We start from the raw sequence: 16,224 nt of genomic DNA, 5'->3' as shown, positions 1-16,224 counted from the left end.
CAGGCCTGCCCGCGAAAATCGTTTCATCCCGCGGCGCTTCGCGGCTAAGCGAAGATGCGCGCGACCCAACTCCAGGAGAGGAAAGCAGAATGCGGGAACAGGTCAGCAAGGCGGCGCTCCTCCTCATCGGCGCCGGGCTCCTCGCCCTCGGCACGGGCTGTGGCAAGAGCAAGATCTCCGAGTGCAATGCCCTCATCGAGGTCATCAACAAGGGCGTCCAGAGCCTGGAGAAGGGCCAGAAGGCCGGCGCTGATCCGACGGGAGCCGCCGATCTGAAGGCGATGGCCGAGGCGATGGACAAGGTCGCCGCGGACGCGGCTCTGGTGGAGCTGACCCTCCCCGAGCTGCAGAAGTTCTCGGGCGAGTACCAGGCCATGGCGAAGGAAGTCTCCCGGGCGGCGCGCGACATGGCGACCGCGGCGGAGGCCAAGGACTCCGACAAGATCAACGTGGCGCAGGCCGCCATGGAGAAGGCCGTCAAGCAGGAGGACCCGCTCGTCGACGGCATCAACAAGTTCTGCCAGGCGCCCTGATTCCCCAGCCTGAGCCACAAGCTCGGGGTGCGGCTCGCTTCCGGAGGCGAGGAACGTCAGGCCCGAAGCGGCACTGCGCACTGGAGATCTGAGGTGGATCGCGGGGTGGTGGGGCCCCGACGAGCTTCGCTTGGCGGGGCGGCGGGGGCGCGAGCCCCTGCCGTGTAGATCAAGAGACGAAACGATACCCGACGCCGCGCACCGTCACGATGTGGCGGGGAGCGGCGGGGTTGTCCTCCAGCTTGCTGCGGAGCTGGAGGATGAAGTTGTCGATGGTGCGGGTGGTGCCGTGGTGCGCCGGGCCCCAGACGCGACCCTGGATCTGCTCGCGGGAGAGCACGCGGCCAGCAGCCTCCACGAGGCAGATCAGGACGTCGAACTCGGTCGCGGTCAGCTCGACGAGGGCGCCGCCGCGGCGGACCTCGCGGGTGTCGCGGTTGATGGACAGCTCGCCCGCGCGGAGGGCAGCGCCGTCAGGCCGGGCGATGGCGTCGCGGCGCAGCACGGCCTTCACCCGGGCGAGCATCTCGGCGAGGCCGAAGGGCTTGGTGATGTAGTCCTCGGCGCCGAGCTCCAGGCCCATCACCTTGTCCATCTCGGCGCCGCGTGCGGAGAGGAGGATGACCGGGACCATGTAGCCCTCGGCGCGCAGGTTGCGGAGCAGCTCGAAGCCGTTCAGGCGCGGCAGCATCAGGTCGAGGATCAGCAGGTCGAAGCTCTGGCTCTGGGCGAGGGAGAGGCCCAGCTCGCCGTCCCTGGCCACGGTCACCTGGTAGCCCTCGGCCTGGAGGTTCATCTCCAGGCCCATGGCGATGCTGTCGTCGTCCTCGACCACGAGGATGCGCCGTGCCGGTAGCTGGCCGCGCGAGGCGCCCGCGCCGAAGAGGGAGGCGCGCTCGGCACCGGTGATGCGTCGCACGGCGCCTGCGCTCGGGGTCGCGGCGTCGTCGTCTTCTTCCTGGTTCGCTCGCTTCATTCCGGTTCGCTCTCCCGGGCCGCCTGCGCCCGCGCCGACGGCTTGAACGGCAGGATCAGCGTGAAGGTGCTGCCCTTGCCCGTCTCGCTGTCGACCATGATCTTGCCCCGGTGCGCCTTCATGACGTGCCGCACGATGGAGAGTCCGAGCCCGGAGCCTTCCTGCTGGCGGGCGAGGAGATCGTCGACACGGTAGAACTTCTCGAAGATGCGCTTGTGCTCGCGGCGGGCGAGGCCCTTGCCGTTGTCGCGGACCGCCACCGCGACGCCGCGGTCCTCGGCCGTGACCGTCACGCCGATCCACCGTGGGTTGCCGCCGTACTTGTAGGCGTTCGAGAGGAGGTTGACCAGGGAGTCGATGATGGCGTTCCGGTCGCACATGACGCGCGGGAGGGTGCGGTCGATGGTGATGGTGAGCTCGACGTCGCGCCGGGTGCGGGTGGGCTCGAAGGTCATGATCGCCTCGTCGACGATCGCGCCCAGGTCGTACTCGGAGAGCTCGTAGATGCGCCGGCCGCTCTCCATGCGGCCCCAGTCGAGGAGCCGATCGATGAGCTCCTGCAGGCGGGCGCTCTCCTTGCTCAGCGCCTCGATGCAGCGGTCCTCGCTGGGCACGTCCCCGCGCCGGATCTGCAGGGTCTCGGTGAACATCCGGATCGAGGTGAGCGGGGTCCGCAGCTCGTGGGAGACCTTGGAGACGAAGTCGGCCTGCAGCTCCGAGAGGTTCCGCTCCCGCCGGAGGAAGACCCAGACCAGGATGACCCCGGTGACGAGCGTTCCGCAGAACGTCAACACCAGGATGCCCATCAGCAGGTTGTACTGGGCCTCCCCGAGCACGAGGAGCAGGAAGCCCACGGCGCTGAGGAGCACGCCGGGGATGGTGACCAGGTAGACGAGGAGCTGGATGATCCGGCGGTAGCCGAGCGTGGTGAGATCCCGCCGGGGCGCGCTCGCCATGCGATGCCTCCTACGCGTCCACACGCCCGAGGATCAACGGCGCTCGGGGGGCGGGCTCGGGACCCACCTGGAAGGCGTTGCGGATCCGGTCCTGCACGGCCTCGATGTCGGCCTTGCTGCGCGCGTGGATGCGGCAGAGGGGCTGGCCACGGGTGACGGCAGTGCCGAGGGGCGCGAGAAGGGTGAGCCCCACCGCGGGGTCGACCACCTGGTCGGCGCGGGTGCGCCCGGCGCCGAGGGCCACGGCGGAGAGGCCGATCTCGAGCGGATCCACGGCGACGACGTGGCCCGCTTCCGCGGCGGCGATCTCCACCACCTCGGGCGCCTGGGGGAGGCGATCCGGATGGTCGACGACGGAAGGATCGCCGCGCTGGGCGGTGATCATGCGCCGGAACACGTCGGCCGCGGCGCCGCTCGCGATGGCGCGGTCGAGCTTGGCGCGGGCTTCGGTGGCGTCCGCGGCGGCGCCACCGGCGATGAGCATCTCCTCGCCGAGGGCCATGGTGCAGGCGACGAGATCGGCGGGGCCGCCGCCGTGCAGCACCTCGATGGCCTCGCGGGTCTCCAGGGCGTTGCCGACGGTGAGGCCGAGCGGGGTGCTCATGTCGGTGAGCAGCGCGGTCACCCGCTTGCCGGAGAGGGTTCCCACGCGGACCAGGGCGCGGGCGAGCGCGCGGGCGGCGGCCTCCGTCTTCATGAAGGCGCCGCGGCCCACCTTGACGTCGAGGACGAGGGCGTCAATACCCTCGGCGAGCTTCTTCGAGAGGATGCTGGCGACGATGAGGGGGATGCACTCCACCGTGGCGGTGACGTCGCGCAGGGCGTACATCTTGCGGTCGGCGGGGGCGATGCGGTCGGTCTGGCCGATCATGCAGGTGCCGACCTCGCCCACGATGCGGGCGAAGGTGTCGACGTCGAGGCGCACGTCGAAGCCAGGGATGGCTTCGAGCTTGTCGAGGGTGCCGCCGCTGTGGCCGAGGCCGCGCCCGGAGACCATGGGGACGGGGACGCCGCAGGCCGCGACGAGGGGCGCGAGGCAGATGGAGACCTTGTCGCCGACGCCGCCCGTCGAGTGCTTGTCGACCTTGAGGCCGGGCACGGAAGAGAGCTCGAGCACGTCGCCGGAGTGGAGCATGGCCCGGGTGAGCGCGACGGTCTCGTCGTCGTTCATGCCGCGGAGGAAGACGGCCATGAGCCAGGCGCTCATCTGGTAGTCGGCGAGATCACCCTCGGTGTAGGCGCGGATGAGCCGGGCGATCTGCGGCTCCGTCAGAGCCCCTCCGTCACGCTTGCGGGCGATGATCTCGACCAGTGTCTCCATAGGCTCCGGGAGCTTAGTACACGCAGACCGTGTCTGGCGCTGTCCTGGACAGGGGGGACGCAAGGGCGTGTCCTCTCCAGGGAAAGAAGCCGGTGAAGGGAGGCGGGTGGAGGCGAAGCACGTGGAGGAGGCGGATGGGGAAGCTGATGAAGGCAGGAAGGCCGGTGGCGAGAGGAAGGCAGAGGGAGAGGAGGAAGGCAAAGGGAGAGGAGGCAGACAAAGGGAGAGGAGGCAGACAGGCGGCAAAGGCTGGGCGAAAGCTGGCTGATGGATGAGGAGAAGGAAGGCGCGAGAGCGCGCCTGGGGTGATGTGCGTGCACCAGCGTGCGAAGGCGCGAAGTGGCCCGCGATGCGAGCATGGCAGCGAGGAAGAGAAGAAAGTCGGCACCGTTCTGCCGCCCCACGTCATCTCACCTCGGCATCGGGCAGTGTCGGGGCGTCCCGGCCGTGACCCTTGCGGATCGCCTTGGAAACGCGCTCAAGACGGCTGGATTGGTGTCGTGAGCATGAAACCCATGCGAGCCCTGTCGTTTCCCCACGCGGTGCCCCGCCGTGGTAGGCTGCGGCCATGTCTGCTTCTTGGTTTTCAGGGGAAAGGTGAGGAGTCCATTCCGATGATCCGAAGCAATCCTCGCATACTTATCCATGCCATCCTCGCCTCTGCCCTGGGCTCGGCAGGTGTCTTCCTGTCGTGCACCGATTCTTACCGTAGCGACACGTCTGGTGAGGCCGGCGGCGGCGGCAGCGGTTCAGGCGCGGGCCCCGGGACCGGCGGTGAAGGTGGGGGTCTGATCACAGGCGACGGGGGCGTATGCAACAATACGTGCTCCAATGACCTGAAGAAGGTCGTCGACTGCGTCGGGAACGTGGTCCAGCAATGCACGCCCGAGGAAGGGTGCGCGAATGCTGAATGCATCCCCAACCCCTGCGACGCCGCGATTGCCTCCAAGAGCTCATCGGGATGTGAATTCTATGCGGTGAAGACCGCGATCAACGCCACAGGGGCCTGCTTCGCGGCGTTCGTCGCGAACACGTGGGACCGCCGCGTGAAGATCGCCGTCGAGCGCAACGGCGTGGCCCTCAACGTGGCCAACTTCGCCAAGATCCCCGTGGTGCAGGGCGCGACGATTGAGTACGAAGACTACGACGTCGCCAATGGGCTCGATATCGGGCAGGTCGCCATTCTGTTCCTGTCACGGAACAACTTCGGTGGACCCGTGGCCCCGAGCTGCCCAGGCGGTCCTGCCGTGTCCGCGGAGACGGGCGTGATGGGGACCGGGAGGGGAGATGCCTTCCGCATCGAGACGGACTATCCGGTCGTCGCCTATCAGCTCGTGCCTTATGGCGGTGGAATGACCAACGTCACCGGCGCGTCGCTGCTGCTCCCCACGAGCGCCTGGGACAACAACTACATCGCGATCAACGGGTTCACGTCCGCGGAGCCCGAGGTGCCGAACGGCAACCCCTCGCTGACGATCGTGGCGTCGCAGGACGATACCGAGATCAACCTGCTCCCCGGGGTGGACATCGTGGGCGGCGGCGGCGTTCAACCCGCGGTGGCGGGGACCATGGCCACGTACACCCTCGACAAGGGTGACTTCCTGCAGATTACCCAGCCCGAGGAGCTCACGGGCAGCCCGATCACGTCGAACCATCCCATCGGCGTCTGGGGTGCGCACTCCTGCATGACGGTCCCCGACAACACCGTCGCCGACTGTGACTCTGCCCAGCAACAGCTCGCCCCCGTGCGCGCCATGGGCAGTGAGTTCGTGGCAGCGCCTTACGTGAAGCGGGGAGACGACGACGCGCCGTTCTACCGCATGGTGGGCGCCGTCGACGGCACCCAGCTCCAGTGGTCGCCGTCGACGCCGCCGGGCGCACCGACGACCCTCAACCTGGGTCAGCTAGCGTCGTTCACCGCGGGTGACGCCTTCACGGTCCGGAGCCAGGACACGAGCCATCCCTTCTACATCGGTCAGTACATGACCGGTGGCTCGCAGTTCGCGGGAGCGACGTCCGGCGTTGGTGATCCGGAGTGGGTCACGGTGATCCCCCCCTCTCAGTTCCTCGACTACTACGCGTTCTTCACGGACGCGACGTACCCGGAGACGAGCTTGGTCGTGGTCCGGACGCCTTCCAAGATCGACGGGAGCTTTGCCGACGTCGAGCTGGACTGCGTGGGCCCGCTGGAGGGCTGGATGCAGATCGGCGATTACGAGTACACCCAGGTCAAGCTCGTCACGGGCAACTTCCAGAGCGTGGGCAACTGCAGCAATGGCCGCCACGAGATGTCGAGCACCCTGCCGTTCGGGGTGACGGTGTGGGGTTGGGGCCAGACCTCGCTGACGACACTCGTATCTTATGCCTACCCCGCCGGGGCAGGGTTCCTCCCCATCAACGAGGTCGAGATTCCGACCGATCCCCAGTAACCGATCCCCAGCAGGGGACGGGTTGGTCTGGAGGGCTGCTGCAATCGCGGCAGCCCACCCTGGGTCTCCCCTGCCAGGAGGCAGCGCGGTGGCCGTGCGTTCGTGTCCGCGTGCCCTTGCGCCAATGGGCGGCGGGTTGCCGCGCGATCGCGCATGTCTGCCGGAAAACTTGGGCGATCTCCGATCGCAACGGAAGGTCCCGCCCTCGATGTCGGCGCGTGTCCGGAGGTGAGGCACACCTGTCCGCGACGCCCCAGCATGTCCTCCTACACCTCGACTTTTCGCTTTCACGCTCGGAGTACGAGCTTTCCTGCCCGTGGCTGGGTAAAGTCCGCACCGAGGGCTTCGGCCATGTTGGATGCGCCGAGCCATACTGCCTGGTCGTAATACGTGATCGCTTGGAGGATGGAGAGAGCGTGATGGAGCGGAGACAGCTTCCGGGCCGCAAGAATCGGGGGTGGGTGCGGCGCGGCGTCGCGCTGGTGATGGCAGCGACGGCGCTCGCACCGGCAGTGGCGACGGCCCAGGACAGGACGTTCTACCTCGACCGGCTGCGCATCGGCGGCGCCCCCGAGGACGGCCTCGGGGTGTGGCGGCCGCAGATGGACAAGCAGACGCGCATTTTCGGTCAGCTCGGGATGGGCTTCAGCCTGAACCCCCTGCGCTCCGACAACTACGTGGACGATGAGCGCCTCGAGGAGCAACTCGCGGGCAACCCCGTCGACCGGCAGCTCATCACTTACTTCAATGCCGGCGCGGAGTTCTTCAATCGGGTCGCGATTCAGGCGTCGTTCCCGCTGATCGTCAACCAGGCCGGGGCGACGACCGGGCTCAATGCGGCCGGCGCGACGATCCCGGGGATCTCCGAGCGGGTGGGCCCCGCGCCCGTCTCGCCCATGGATCTCCGCCTCGATGCGCGTGTCATCCTGTACCGCACGCCCGACGAGGCCTTCAAGCTGGCGGTCACCGGCGCCGTCTTCGTGCCCACTGGCAACGATCTCGAGTATGCGGGCGACAAGAACGTGAGCGGCTCCTTCGGTGCCGCTGCCGAGTATGACTTCCGCCGCTTCTTCGTGACGGTGAACGTCGGCGCTGCCATCCGGCCGCCGGCGCAACTCAATGAACTCTACGTGGGCAGCGAGCTCACCTATGGCGCTGCCGGCTACGTTCCGCTCCTCGACAACCGGCTCCGGGTCGGCGCGGAGATCTTCGGCTCCTTCGGCCTCCGCCCGGAGACGCTGGGCGAGCTCGATGCATCCCCCATCGAGTGGATGGCCGCAGGGAAGTACTTCCTGACGAAGGGCAGGCAGCTCTTCGTGGGCGCCGGCGCCGGCTCCAGGCTCTCCGGCGGGTACGCGCCCGACTTCCGGGGGCTCGTGGTGTTCGGCGGCGCCTTCAACATCGCCGACGTCGAGACGCGCGCGCCCGACTTCCGGTTCGTCATCGAGAAGGAGAAGGACAGGGACGGCGACGGTTACCCCGACGTGATCGACGTCTGCCCGGAGGACAAGGAGGACGGCAAGGAGCCCAAGTCGAGCGATGGCTGCCCGGACATGCCCGATCGTGATCACGACGGGATCCCGGACGTCGTCGACAAGTGCCCCGACGAGCCCGAGGACATGGACGGCATCGACGATCGCGACGGCTGCCCGGAGGCGGACGCTGATCAGGACACGGTCCCCGACGCCGAGGACAAGTGCCCGAAGGAGCCGGGGCAGCCCGTGGCCGAGGATCCGAGCAAGAACGGCTGCCCGTACTACATCCGCAGGATCAGCGGTTCGGCAGAGATCCAGATCCTGAAGCAGGTCGAGTTCGAGTTCGACAAGTGGACCATCCTGCCGCGCAGCTTCCCGATCCTCGACGAGGTGGTGCGGCTCCTCAAGGCCAACCCTGAGATCAAGCTGGTGAGCATCGAGGGCCACACCGACAACCAGGGCACCGTCGACTACAACCAGAAGCTCTCGGAAAGCCGCACCAATGCGGTGAGGCTGTACCTCATCAACAGGGGCGTGGAGCGGCCGCGGCTGATCTCGAAGGGCTTCGGCTCGACGAAGCCGCTGGACAGCAACGACACCGAGCAGGGACGGCAGCGGAACCGCCGCGTCGAGTTCCACATCGTCACCCAGGCGATCGAGGGCCGCTGAGCCTGATGCCGCCCCGCGCTGCCGGGGCCGTGACCCCGCCGTGACCTTCCAGGGAGGGTGCCCCCACCGGCACCCTGCCCGGCACCTCCCTCGACTCCCCTCAGACCCCGCAGAACCGGCAGAACCGGCACGAAGAACGGTGTGGAGGCGCTCTTCGGTCTGCGCTCCTGCGCTGGTTGCAGTGGGGCCTGCAGGGGCCGCGTGACGGCCATGATCGCTGCGTGGAGGCCGCGTTCGCCGTGCGACGGCAGTGGCTCGTCACCCGGTTCCGGGGAGGCCCCCGCAGCCGACTGTTGCTTCGATGTTTGGTGGTCCGGGCAAGCGTGGTATGTTGTGTGATGCTGCTGGAGACGTTCCAGCAGCAGGAACGGCGCATTCACCCCGCACGAGAGCGCTTCCCACCACGCTCTCGACAGCCGTGCGTCCGTGCCTGTCCTCGCTCGCGTGCGCAGATCTCCGGCGGGCTCGCGGATCTGCACTGCTTCATCGGAGTTTTTGATGTCGCGACTCGCTTTCCACCTGCTCGGTGTTGCTGGACTCGTTGGCGCCTTCGCTGCCTGCTCGGCCATCGGCGTGGGCGGGGACTCCTCTGGTTTCGGTGGCGATGATTCCTCGGGGGGGGAGGGAGGCCAGGGAGCCACCGGCGGCTCGGGGACCGGTGAAGGGGGCATCTCGCTCGCAGGCGGAAGCGGCGTGGGCGGTAGCCCGTCCCAGCCCGGCTGCCAGGACAACCCTGGTGTCGACGACGACGGTGATGGGTTCGCCGACCCCGCGGACTGCAACGACTGCGACCCCAACGTGAACCCGGCTGCGATCGAGGTCGGCACCGAAGCGGATGGCGAGCCGGTCGATGAGAACTGCGACGGCGAGGTCGACAACATCGCGGCGCTCTGCGACGGCGGCATCCAGCTCGCCGATCCGGATCCGATCAATGCCGCGCGCTCCATGGATATCTGCCAGCAGGTGAGCGCCACCCAGCCCTGGGGTCTCCTGGGCGCGGCCTGGGTTCGCGCGAGCGGCACGGCCCTCACGGCCCCCACCAACCAGTTCGGCGTCCAGACCACCTTCGGTCCGAACGTCACCCCGCGCGGCGGCGACCGGATGCTCGCGCTGGCGACCGGTCGTGCAAGGACGCCTGACCAGGCGGGAGCGTGCACGAGCCAGAGCTGCCCCGGGCTCGGCGCCGGCAACGCTCCGAACGGCTTCCCGCAGGACGTGCCGAACTGCCCAGGTGATCCCGACATCAACGATGACGTCGCCCTTCAGGTACAGCTCCGCGCGCCCTCGAACGCCACGGGCTTCCAGTTCGACTTCAAGTTCTACTCGTTCGAGTACCCGGAGTTCGTGTGCACCTCGTACAATGACCAGTTCATCGCCCTGATGAACCCGGCTCCCATGGGCTCCATCAATGGCAACATCTCGTTCGACAGCCAGAACAACCCTGTCAGCGTGAACGTGGCCTTCTTCGATGTGTGCGACGGCTGCCCGCTGGGTACGGCCGACATGCAGGGGACGGGCTTCAACACCCTGAACAACGCTGGCGGTACGGGGTGGCTCGTGACCTCGGCGCCGGTGACCGGCGGACAGGACATCTCCATCCGGTTCGCCATCTGGGACACGGGCGACACCGCGTACGACTCGACGGTGCTGGTCGACAACTTCAAGTGGGTGGCCAATGGCGGCACCGTTCCCGTCGGCACCGTGCCCGTGCCCGAGTGACGAGCTGACCGGAAAAGGCTGCTGCGTACCCCTGCAGGAGACGGCATGAGGACCACCATCACCTCGCTCGTCCTGCTTCTTGGCAGCCTCGCGCCCCTGGCCCAGGGCTGCAGCTCCCCCAGCGAAGGACCGCCGGGAGGCGCTGCAGCGTCGGGCTCACCGTCCTCCGCAAGCTCCCCTCCTGCCACCGCTGCGCCCTCCGCCGCTCCCGAGGCGGTACCAGCCGCCACCGCGCTGGCCTCGGCATCGGCGACGGCGACCGCTTCGTCCACGTCCACGGCGCCCCTGGCGGGAGCAACGGGCGCACAGGCCATTCCCGCAGCCGTCGGTTCCCCCGCGATACCTGGGAGCAGCGCGTCTGCGTCTGCGTTGACGAGCAGCGCGAGCAGCGCGAGCAGCGCGAGCAGCGCGAGCAGCGCGAGCAGCGCGACCGCCGACGCCGTCGCTCCGAAGACGTTCTCCTGCGGCGCCAAGGGCCAGAAACCCTGCCCGATGCAGGGCTGGATGAAGACGGTGATGGGTCCTGCCACCTCGAGCGGAGACCCCGCGAAGCTCGCGAAGGCGCTCGCCTACGTGGCAGCCAGGCCGCCGCCCGGCATGGGCGAGTGGGTGGCCATCTCGAACGACGGCGTGGCGAGGGCCAAGGCGGGCGATATCGAGGGCGCGAAGGTGAGCTGCAAGAAGTGCCACGACCTCTACAAGGACACGTACAAGCGCACCCTGCGCGACAGACCCTGGTGAACCCGCACCGGGGGCCGTGCTGCGAGAGATCTCACCCGGCGTGAGGGAGGCCCTCGCTGCAGGACGTCAGCGCTCCACGCGGACGTCCTGCGGCGCGCCTCCCGTCGTTCAGAGGGTCGGGTCCGAGGTGAAGCAGCACCGGAAGCCGGTGTCGAACAGCTTGAAGTTCGTGTCGACCTTGTAGAACTGGAAGGAGCAGGTCGCTCCGTTCTCCGCCGCCGAGTTGTAGGCGCCGCCCATGAGCGGGTAGACGTTCGTCGCGCTCTTCGTGATCTCCCGGAGGTTGCCGGTGATGTCGAAGAGGTTGCCGGCCGCGCCCCAGTTGGCCCAGCAGTTCGAGAGCGCCGACGAGCCAGTCCTCAGGAGCACATCCTGGTCACCTGCCGTGGTCGTGTCCGTGTCGAACGTGGGGCCCAGGTTGCAGCGCTTGGTCGCCGTCGCCACGCTGGTGCAGGCGGCATTCGCCGGGCTGTACCCCCAGGTGCAGCTATTCGTCGCCATGCAGGCCGTGGTCCACACGCTGGTGCTGCAGAGCGTCCCGCCGGCTGCGTTGCAGGTCTGCTCCGCCTCCACCGGCGTCACGTTGAACCAGGGGATGCGGTTCTGGACCGAGCAGGAGCGCGTCCTGTCGAGCGTCACCCCCGCGGGCGCCGCAGGGATCCCGGCCGGGCACGAGGAGCCCGAGCAGTGGTAGCCGTTTCCGCTGCCGGGATCTCCCGGATCCGTGGCCCCCAGGGTGGGCGCGTTGGCCCGGCTCGCCTCGTAGGTGTAGACCCAGGTGTTCCCCGTGATGCGGGTGACCGTGGGGCGCACGAAGTAGGCGGGATCGGAGCCCTTGCTGTTGAAGGTCTCGTCGACGGAGCCGTCGCAGTCGTTGTCGATGCCGTCGCAGGCCTCGGTGCAGCCGCCGGGCAAGGAGGCGCAGTTCGCCTTGACCGCGTTGCACGTGACCGCCGTGGGGCTGCTGCAGACGTAGGTGCCGCTGGTGCGGCAAGCGCCGTGGCTGATGCCCTGTCCGTCGTCGCTGCTGCACGGCTGTCCCCAGCTCGGGACGTTCTCGTTGTTGATGCCGTTGCAGTTGTTGTCGAGGTTGTCGCAGAGCTCGGGGGTTGCGGCGCAGGTGTTGCCGGAGCAAACGCCGGGTGGGAAGGAGCACTGCCATGCGCCGGTGTTGCAGGTGACGGTGACGCCGGTGGTGCACTCCGGGGAGGTAGCGGAGGGGCTGACGCCGCAGATCTGGACGGGCGAGGGGGCGATGACGCCTTCGTCGATCTGCCCATCGCAGTCGTCATCCTCGCCGTTGCAGACCTCCTGAGCCTGTACGAAGGAGCATGCGTACTCGCAGGAGCCGTCGTTATCGAGGTCCCAGTATCCAGGCTGGCATCCCTGGGACTGGCAGGAGCCGTTGACGCAAGCCTGGATGGAGTGGACGGAGGTTGCGTAGCAGTTGTTGCCGCAGGCACCGCAGTTGGCGACGTCGGTGTTGAAGTTCGGCTGGTTGGTGAGGGAGCCGTTGCAGTCGGCGTCGACGCCGCAGGTGTCGAGGCTGAGGGGCCCGACGGCGTTCTGGCAGACGAGGACGCCACCGACGCAGGCGCTGGTGCCAGGTGAGCAGTGGGTGGGTACGCCAGGCGGAGGCGGAGGGAAGGTGTTCCCGCAGATGTTGCCGATGTCCGTGGGAGGGGAGCTCGTGGCGACGGTGAAGTCGATGGCGGAGTCGCAGTCGTCGTCGATGCCGTTGCAGATCTCGATGCCCGGATTGATGGCGCCGACGCACCTTGGCGCGGGAGGCCCGGGCGGATCGGAGGGTCCGGGAGGGAGGCACTGGTAGGTGCCGAAGGAGCACGGGAAGACGTTGCTGACGCCGCAGGAGCCGCCGATGTCGGAGGGGTTGTCGTCGACCTGGCCGTCGCAATCGTCGTCGAGGCCGTTGCAGAGTTCCTGGCTCTGGTTCTCGATGAGGACGTTGGGTCCGGCGCAGGTGACCTGACCGTTGATGCAGGCAGTCATGCCGGCGTGAGCGGTGGTAGCGCAGACGCCATCGGGGTCGCCGAAGCAGGGGACGTTGATGCTGGGGTCGCCGCTGAGGTCATCAGCGCCATCGAGGAGGCCATCGCAGTCGTTGTCGATGCCGTCGCCGCAGATCTCGACGCCGTTGTTGGTGGGGTCGCACTGGTACTCGCAGCCGGTGGCGTAGACGCCGTCGAGATCCCACCAGCAGTTTCCGGGTCCGGAGCACTCGCAGCCGTCGCTGGGGTCAGCGGGGTCGTCGATGACGCAGTGTGTGTTGAGGAGGGTGCATGGAGTCTGCCCGTTGTTGAGGCAGGAGGGAGTGGCGTGGGGTGCGGAGCAAGCGTAGCCGCAGGCGCCGCAGTCCGCGGTGCTGTCGCAGCGGTTGACGTCCTCGTCGATGGCGCCGTCGCAGTCGTCGTCGATGCCGTTGCAGAGGGCCTCTGGCTGGGCGCTGCCGAGGCAGTAGTACTCGCAGGAGCCGTTGCCATCGAGGTCGTGGTAGTCGGCGGCGCAGGAGCCTGAGCAGGTGCCGGGCTCGACGCCTGGGTTGGTGCTGGGGACGCAGGCGATGGAGTCTGGGTCGTTGTTGAGCAGCTCCTGCAGGCAGTTCTTGGAGCAGGTGCCGCAGGAGGTGAGGGCTTCGTAATCGATGTCGAAGATGTCATCGACGAAGCCGTTGCAGTCGTTGTCGCGGTTGTCGCACAGCTCGGTGGGAGGGTCGTCGGGGACGCAGACCTCTTGTCCGCCGGCGCCGCCGTTGCCGCCGGAGCCGCCGCAGTTGAGCAGGCATCCGCCGACACCGTCGCCGCCGGAGCCCTGGGTGCCGGTGGTGACGGTGGTGGCGTCGCCGGGGCAATCGTCGAAGCAGTAGGCGGGGTTGCTGCAACCCGAGGCGGCTGCGACGAGGGCGGCAGCGGCGAAGGTGAGTGCAAGCCAGGAGCGAGGGCTTGCGAGCCGCGCGAAGAAGACGGTGCGGCTCATCGCGCCACCTCCTGAGCGTTCCGCACGTCGTGCGTGCTGCGGGGGTCGCGGCGTCTCCTGCGCATCAAGAGCAGGCCGAGGCCGAGTCCTGCGAAGGCGCCCCAGGCGTTGCTGGAGCGCGCGCCCGGTCCGACCTCGCAGCTGCAACCGCCGCCACCGGTGGGCAGGCCCCAGACGCCGCCTTCGTCGCCACCGACGCCGCCCTGGGTGCCGGTGCTGCTGGAGGTGGTGCCGCTGCCGCCGCTGCCGCCGGTGCCGCCGGCGCCGCCGGTGCCCGGCCCTGAGCTGGTGTCAAAGCAGCTCCCGTCGGAGCAGGTCTGTCCCTCGGGGCAGACGACGCCGGTGCAGGGGCAGTCGCCGCACTGACCGGTGACCGGATCGCAGCATCCGCTGGGGCACTGTCCCAGGCAGGTGGTGCAGGTGGGGGGAGTCTGCGCGGTGTTGCAGGCCTGACCGGGGTCGCAGGCCGGGGTGCAGGTGTCGATGCACACGCCGTCATGGCACGCCTGGCCCTGGGGGCAGGTGACGTCGGCGCAGGAGGGGACGCAGGAGACGTCGGTGAAGTCGGCGCTGGGCTTGCAGACCTCGTCGGGCCCGCAAGGCGCCGGGGTGACGGCGCAGGGGTTGTCGACGCAGGTGCCGCTGTGGCAGGCCTGGCCGCAGCCGGCGCCGCAGGGGATGGACCAGCAGGTGGTGTCGGCGGTGCAGGTGCCCGCGAAGGGGCCGACCTGGGCGCACTGCTGGCCAGCGGCGCAGGTGACGCCGAAGCAAGGCTCGCGGCAGCCGTTCTGGTTCTTGCAGACGCACTCTGGGACCTGAGAGCACTGGGCCTCGGTGGAGCCCGCAGGTGCGCAGAGGACCTGACCATCGGTGCCGGTGACAGTCTTTGCGGCGCAGTCGCCGCAGATGGCGTCGTAGTCAGGCAGGCAGTAGTAGGCCATGCCGCCCGAGGGGCTGACGGTGGCGGGCTCGCAGCGCTGTCCCGGAGGGCAGGGGAACTCGCCGCTGCACTGGGGAGCGCAGCTACAACCGTTGGCACCCTGGACGCAGTCCTTGCCGGCGCTGCAGAGCGAGCCGCCCGCAGGCGGGTTGTCGACCGAGCCGTCGCAGTTGTTGTCCTGGCAGTCGCACTGCTCGGGCTGGGCGACCTGGCCACCCAGGCACTGGACGTTGCCGTTGATGCAGGCCCAGGTCCCCGGCATGCAGGTGCCGCTGGTGTCGCCGCAGGGCTGACCGATGACCCCCTGTCCAGAGACGCCGTCGGGTGCCGCGCCCACCTCGTCGATGGAGCCGTCGCAGTCGTTGTCGATGCCGTCGCAGACCTCGGGCTGAGGTCCGACGCCGCCGACGCAGGTGGTGCCGGAGGGATCGCAGAGCTGCACCCCGAGCGTGCAGGGCGAAGCGGTGCGGTCGCCCGGATAGAGGGTGGTGTCGTAGGCGGGCATGCAAGGCATGCCGGATTGCACGCCGTCGTCGACCTGGCCATTGCAGTTGTCGTCGAGGCCGTTGCACAGCTCGTTGGTGGGCCCGACATCGCCCACGCAGTCGAGCATCCCGCCGGCGCACGCGAGCTGGCCCATGGAGCACTCGCCGATGTCGGTGCCGCACGGCAGGCCGACCTGGGGAATGTTGCCGTCGTCGAGGGTGCCGTTGCAGTTGTTGTCGACGCCGTCGCACACCTCGGGCGACGGCGCGAGCCCGCCCTGGCACTGCCAGGCCCCGCCGCTGCAGGTGAGGGTGCCGTGGTTGCAGGGCGAGGTCAGCGTGCCGTTGGTCGTGCAGTCCGCTCCTTGCGGCGGGCACCAGGTCACCACCGGCGAGCCCGAGGGCCAGGAGCAGCAGTTGCCGGGCAGCGCCCAGCAGCTCTCCTGTCCCGGCGCCGGCCCATCGGTCAGGGGACCTTCATCGACGGCGCCATCGCAGTCGTTGTCGGCGCCGTCGCACACCTCGGGCTGCGGTCCGATGCCGCCCTGGCACACGAGCGCCCCGTTGACGCAGGCCACGTTGCCGGGCTCGCAGGAGCCCGTGGCGAGGCCGCACTGCTGCCCGAGCGTCAGGCCCTCGTCGACCAGCCCGTCGCAGTCGTTGTCGATGCCGTCGCAGATCTCCCCCACGCTCGGCCCCACGTAGCCCTGGCAGACGCCGTTGCAAGGCTGCAGCCCCTGCTGGCACTGGCTGGTGCCCCCGTAGACCTGCCCCGGCGGCGTCCCTGGCGGCACGCAGGCGGTGGGCGGCACCTCGTTGTCGACGATGCCGTCACAGTTGTTGTCGACGCCGTCGCACACCTCGGGCTGCGGGGTGTTGCTGCACGCTCCGTAGCCGCCTTGCACGCACGCTCCAGGCTGCGCCACCGGCTGCGCCGTGCACGTCGCCGTCCCGGCGCAGTGCGCGGGGCTCGGCAGCCCACAGGC

The 16,224-nt window shown here is 68.8% G+C and carries 11 protein-coding genes; 6 read left to right on the top strand and 5 right to left on the bottom strand.

Annotated elements, in window-relative coordinates:
- Positions 1 to 89: 89 nt before the first annotated feature.
- Positions 90 to 533 carry a hypothetical protein gene (locus CAP_RS33100; RefSeq protein ID WP_044248182.1) on the top strand — a complete coding sequence of 148 codons (444 nt, stop codon included), beginning with the start codon at positions 90 to 92 and terminating at the stop codon, positions 531 to 533.
- Between the two features lie 169 nt (positions 534 to 702).
- On the opposite strand, the gene CAP_RS33095 is transcribed toward CAP_RS33100, so the two are convergent.
- The 3 genes from CAP_RS33095 to CAP_RS33085 are packed head-to-tail and all read right to left on the bottom strand — an operon-like array spanning position 703 to position 3,786.
- A complete protein-coding gene (locus CAP_RS33095) occupies positions 703 to 1,509 on the bottom strand; it encodes a response regulator transcription factor (protein WP_081865522.1) in 807 nt (268 codons plus the stop codon).
- The gene (locus CAP_RS33090) at positions 1,506 to 2,465 is read right to left on the bottom strand and encodes a sensor histidine kinase (RefSeq protein ID WP_044248181.1); all 960 of its coding nucleotides are present in this window, start codon (positions 2,463 to 2,465) and stop codon (positions 1,506 to 1,508) included. The genes CAP_RS33095 and CAP_RS33090 overlap by 4 nt, the downstream gene beginning before the upstream one ends.
- A 10-nt stretch (positions 2,466 to 2,475) precedes the next feature.
- Positions 2,476 to 3,786 carry a thymidine phosphorylase gene (locus CAP_RS33085; RefSeq protein ID WP_044248180.1) on the bottom strand — a complete coding sequence of 437 codons (1,311 nt, stop codon included), beginning with the start codon at positions 3,784 to 3,786 and terminating at the stop codon, positions 2,476 to 2,478.
- Between the two features lie 29 nt (positions 3,787 to 3,815).
- Here CAP_RS33085 and CAP_RS52795 point away from each other — a divergent pair, with 29 nt between their 5' ends.
- From CAP_RS52795 to CAP_RS54305, 5 genes are all read left to right on the top strand, one after another.
- Positions 3,816 to 4,061, top strand: a complete 246-nt coding sequence (locus tag CAP_RS52795; RefSeq protein WP_197041459.1) for a hypothetical protein — start codon at positions 3,816 to 3,818, stop codon at positions 4,059 to 4,061.
- 339 nt (positions 4,062 to 4,400) lie between these two features.
- A complete protein-coding gene (locus tag CAP_RS33080) occupies positions 4,401 to 6,215 on the top strand; it encodes an IgGFc-binding protein (protein WP_156041361.1) in 1,815 nt (604 codons plus the stop codon).
- Positions 6,216 to 6,634: 419 nt separating this feature from the next.
- Positions 6,635 to 8,359, top strand: a complete 1,725-nt coding sequence (locus CAP_RS33075; RefSeq protein WP_044248178.1) for an OmpA family protein — start codon at positions 6,635 to 6,637, stop codon at positions 8,357 to 8,359.
- Positions 8,360 to 8,857: 498 nt separating this feature from the next.
- Positions 8,858 to 10,078 carry a choice-of-anchor L domain-containing protein gene (locus CAP_RS33070; protein WP_044248177.1) on the top strand — a complete coding sequence of 407 codons (1,221 nt, stop codon included), beginning with the start codon at positions 8,858 to 8,860 and terminating at the stop codon, positions 10,076 to 10,078.
- A gap of 45 nt (positions 10,079 to 10,123) precedes the next feature.
- Positions 10,124 to 10,819, top strand: a complete 696-nt coding sequence (locus tag CAP_RS54305; protein WP_231511828.1) for a hypothetical protein — start codon at positions 10,124 to 10,126, stop codon at positions 10,817 to 10,819.
- Positions 10,820 to 10,927: 108 nt separating this feature from the next.
- Here CAP_RS54305 and CAP_RS33060 read toward each other — a convergent pair whose 3' ends face one another.
- Positions 10,928 to 13,813: a MopE-related protein gene (locus tag CAP_RS33060; RefSeq protein ID WP_044248175.1), complete on the bottom strand. Its 2,886-nt coding sequence runs from the start codon at positions 13,811 to 13,813 to the stop codon at positions 10,928 to 10,930.
- Positions 13,810 to 16,224: MopE-related protein (locus CAP_RS55285; RefSeq protein ID WP_044248174.1), on the bottom strand; the 2,415-nt coding region annotated here is incomplete at its 5' end. The genes CAP_RS55285 and CAP_RS33060, both read right to left, overlap by 4 nt.

Source organism: Chondromyces apiculatus DSM 436 (genome assembly GCF_000601485.1).
In the GTDB taxonomy this organism is placed as follows: domain Bacteria; phylum Myxococcota_A; class Polyangia; order Polyangiales; family Polyangiaceae; genus Chondromyces; species Chondromyces apiculatus.
The sequence above is the reverse complement of the archived record's forward strand: the minus strand, read 5'-3'. Positions and strand labels throughout refer to the sequence as shown.

What these genes read in the sequence shown, in the direction of transcription:
- CAP_RS33100 (WP_044248182.1), top strand. Translation starts at nt 90, where the DNA reads ATGCGGGAACAGGTCAGCAAGGCGGCGCTCCTCCTCATCGGCGCCGGG.
- CAP_RS33095 (WP_081865522.1), bottom strand. Translation starts at nt 1,509, where the DNA reads ATGAAGCGAGCGAACCAGGAAGAAGACGACGACGCCGCGACCCCGAGC.
- CAP_RS33090 (WP_044248181.1), bottom strand. Translation starts at nt 2,465, where the DNA reads ATGGCGAGCGCGCCCCGGCGGGATCTCACCACGCTCGGCTACCGCCGG.
- CAP_RS33085 (WP_044248180.1), bottom strand. Translation starts at nt 3,786, where the DNA reads ATGGAGACACTGGTCGAGATCATCGCCCGCAAGCGTGACGGAGGGGCT.
- CAP_RS33080 (WP_156041361.1), top strand. Translation starts at nt 4,401, where the DNA reads ATGATCCGAAGCAATCCTCGCATACTTATCCATGCCATCCTCGCCTCT.
- CAP_RS33075 (WP_044248178.1), top strand. Translation starts at nt 6,635, where the DNA reads ATGGAGCGGAGACAGCTTCCGGGCCGCAAGAATCGGGGGTGGGTGCGG.
- CAP_RS33070 (WP_044248177.1), top strand. Translation starts at nt 8,858, where the DNA reads ATGTCGCGACTCGCTTTCCACCTGCTCGGTGTTGCTGGACTCGTTGGC.
- CAP_RS54305 (WP_231511828.1), top strand. Translation starts at nt 10,124, where the DNA reads ATGAGGACCACCATCACCTCGCTCGTCCTGCTTCTTGGCAGCCTCGCG.
- CAP_RS33060 (WP_044248175.1), bottom strand. Translation starts at nt 13,813, where the DNA reads ATGAGCCGCACCGTCTTCTTCGCGCGGCTCGCAAGCCCTCGCTCCTGG.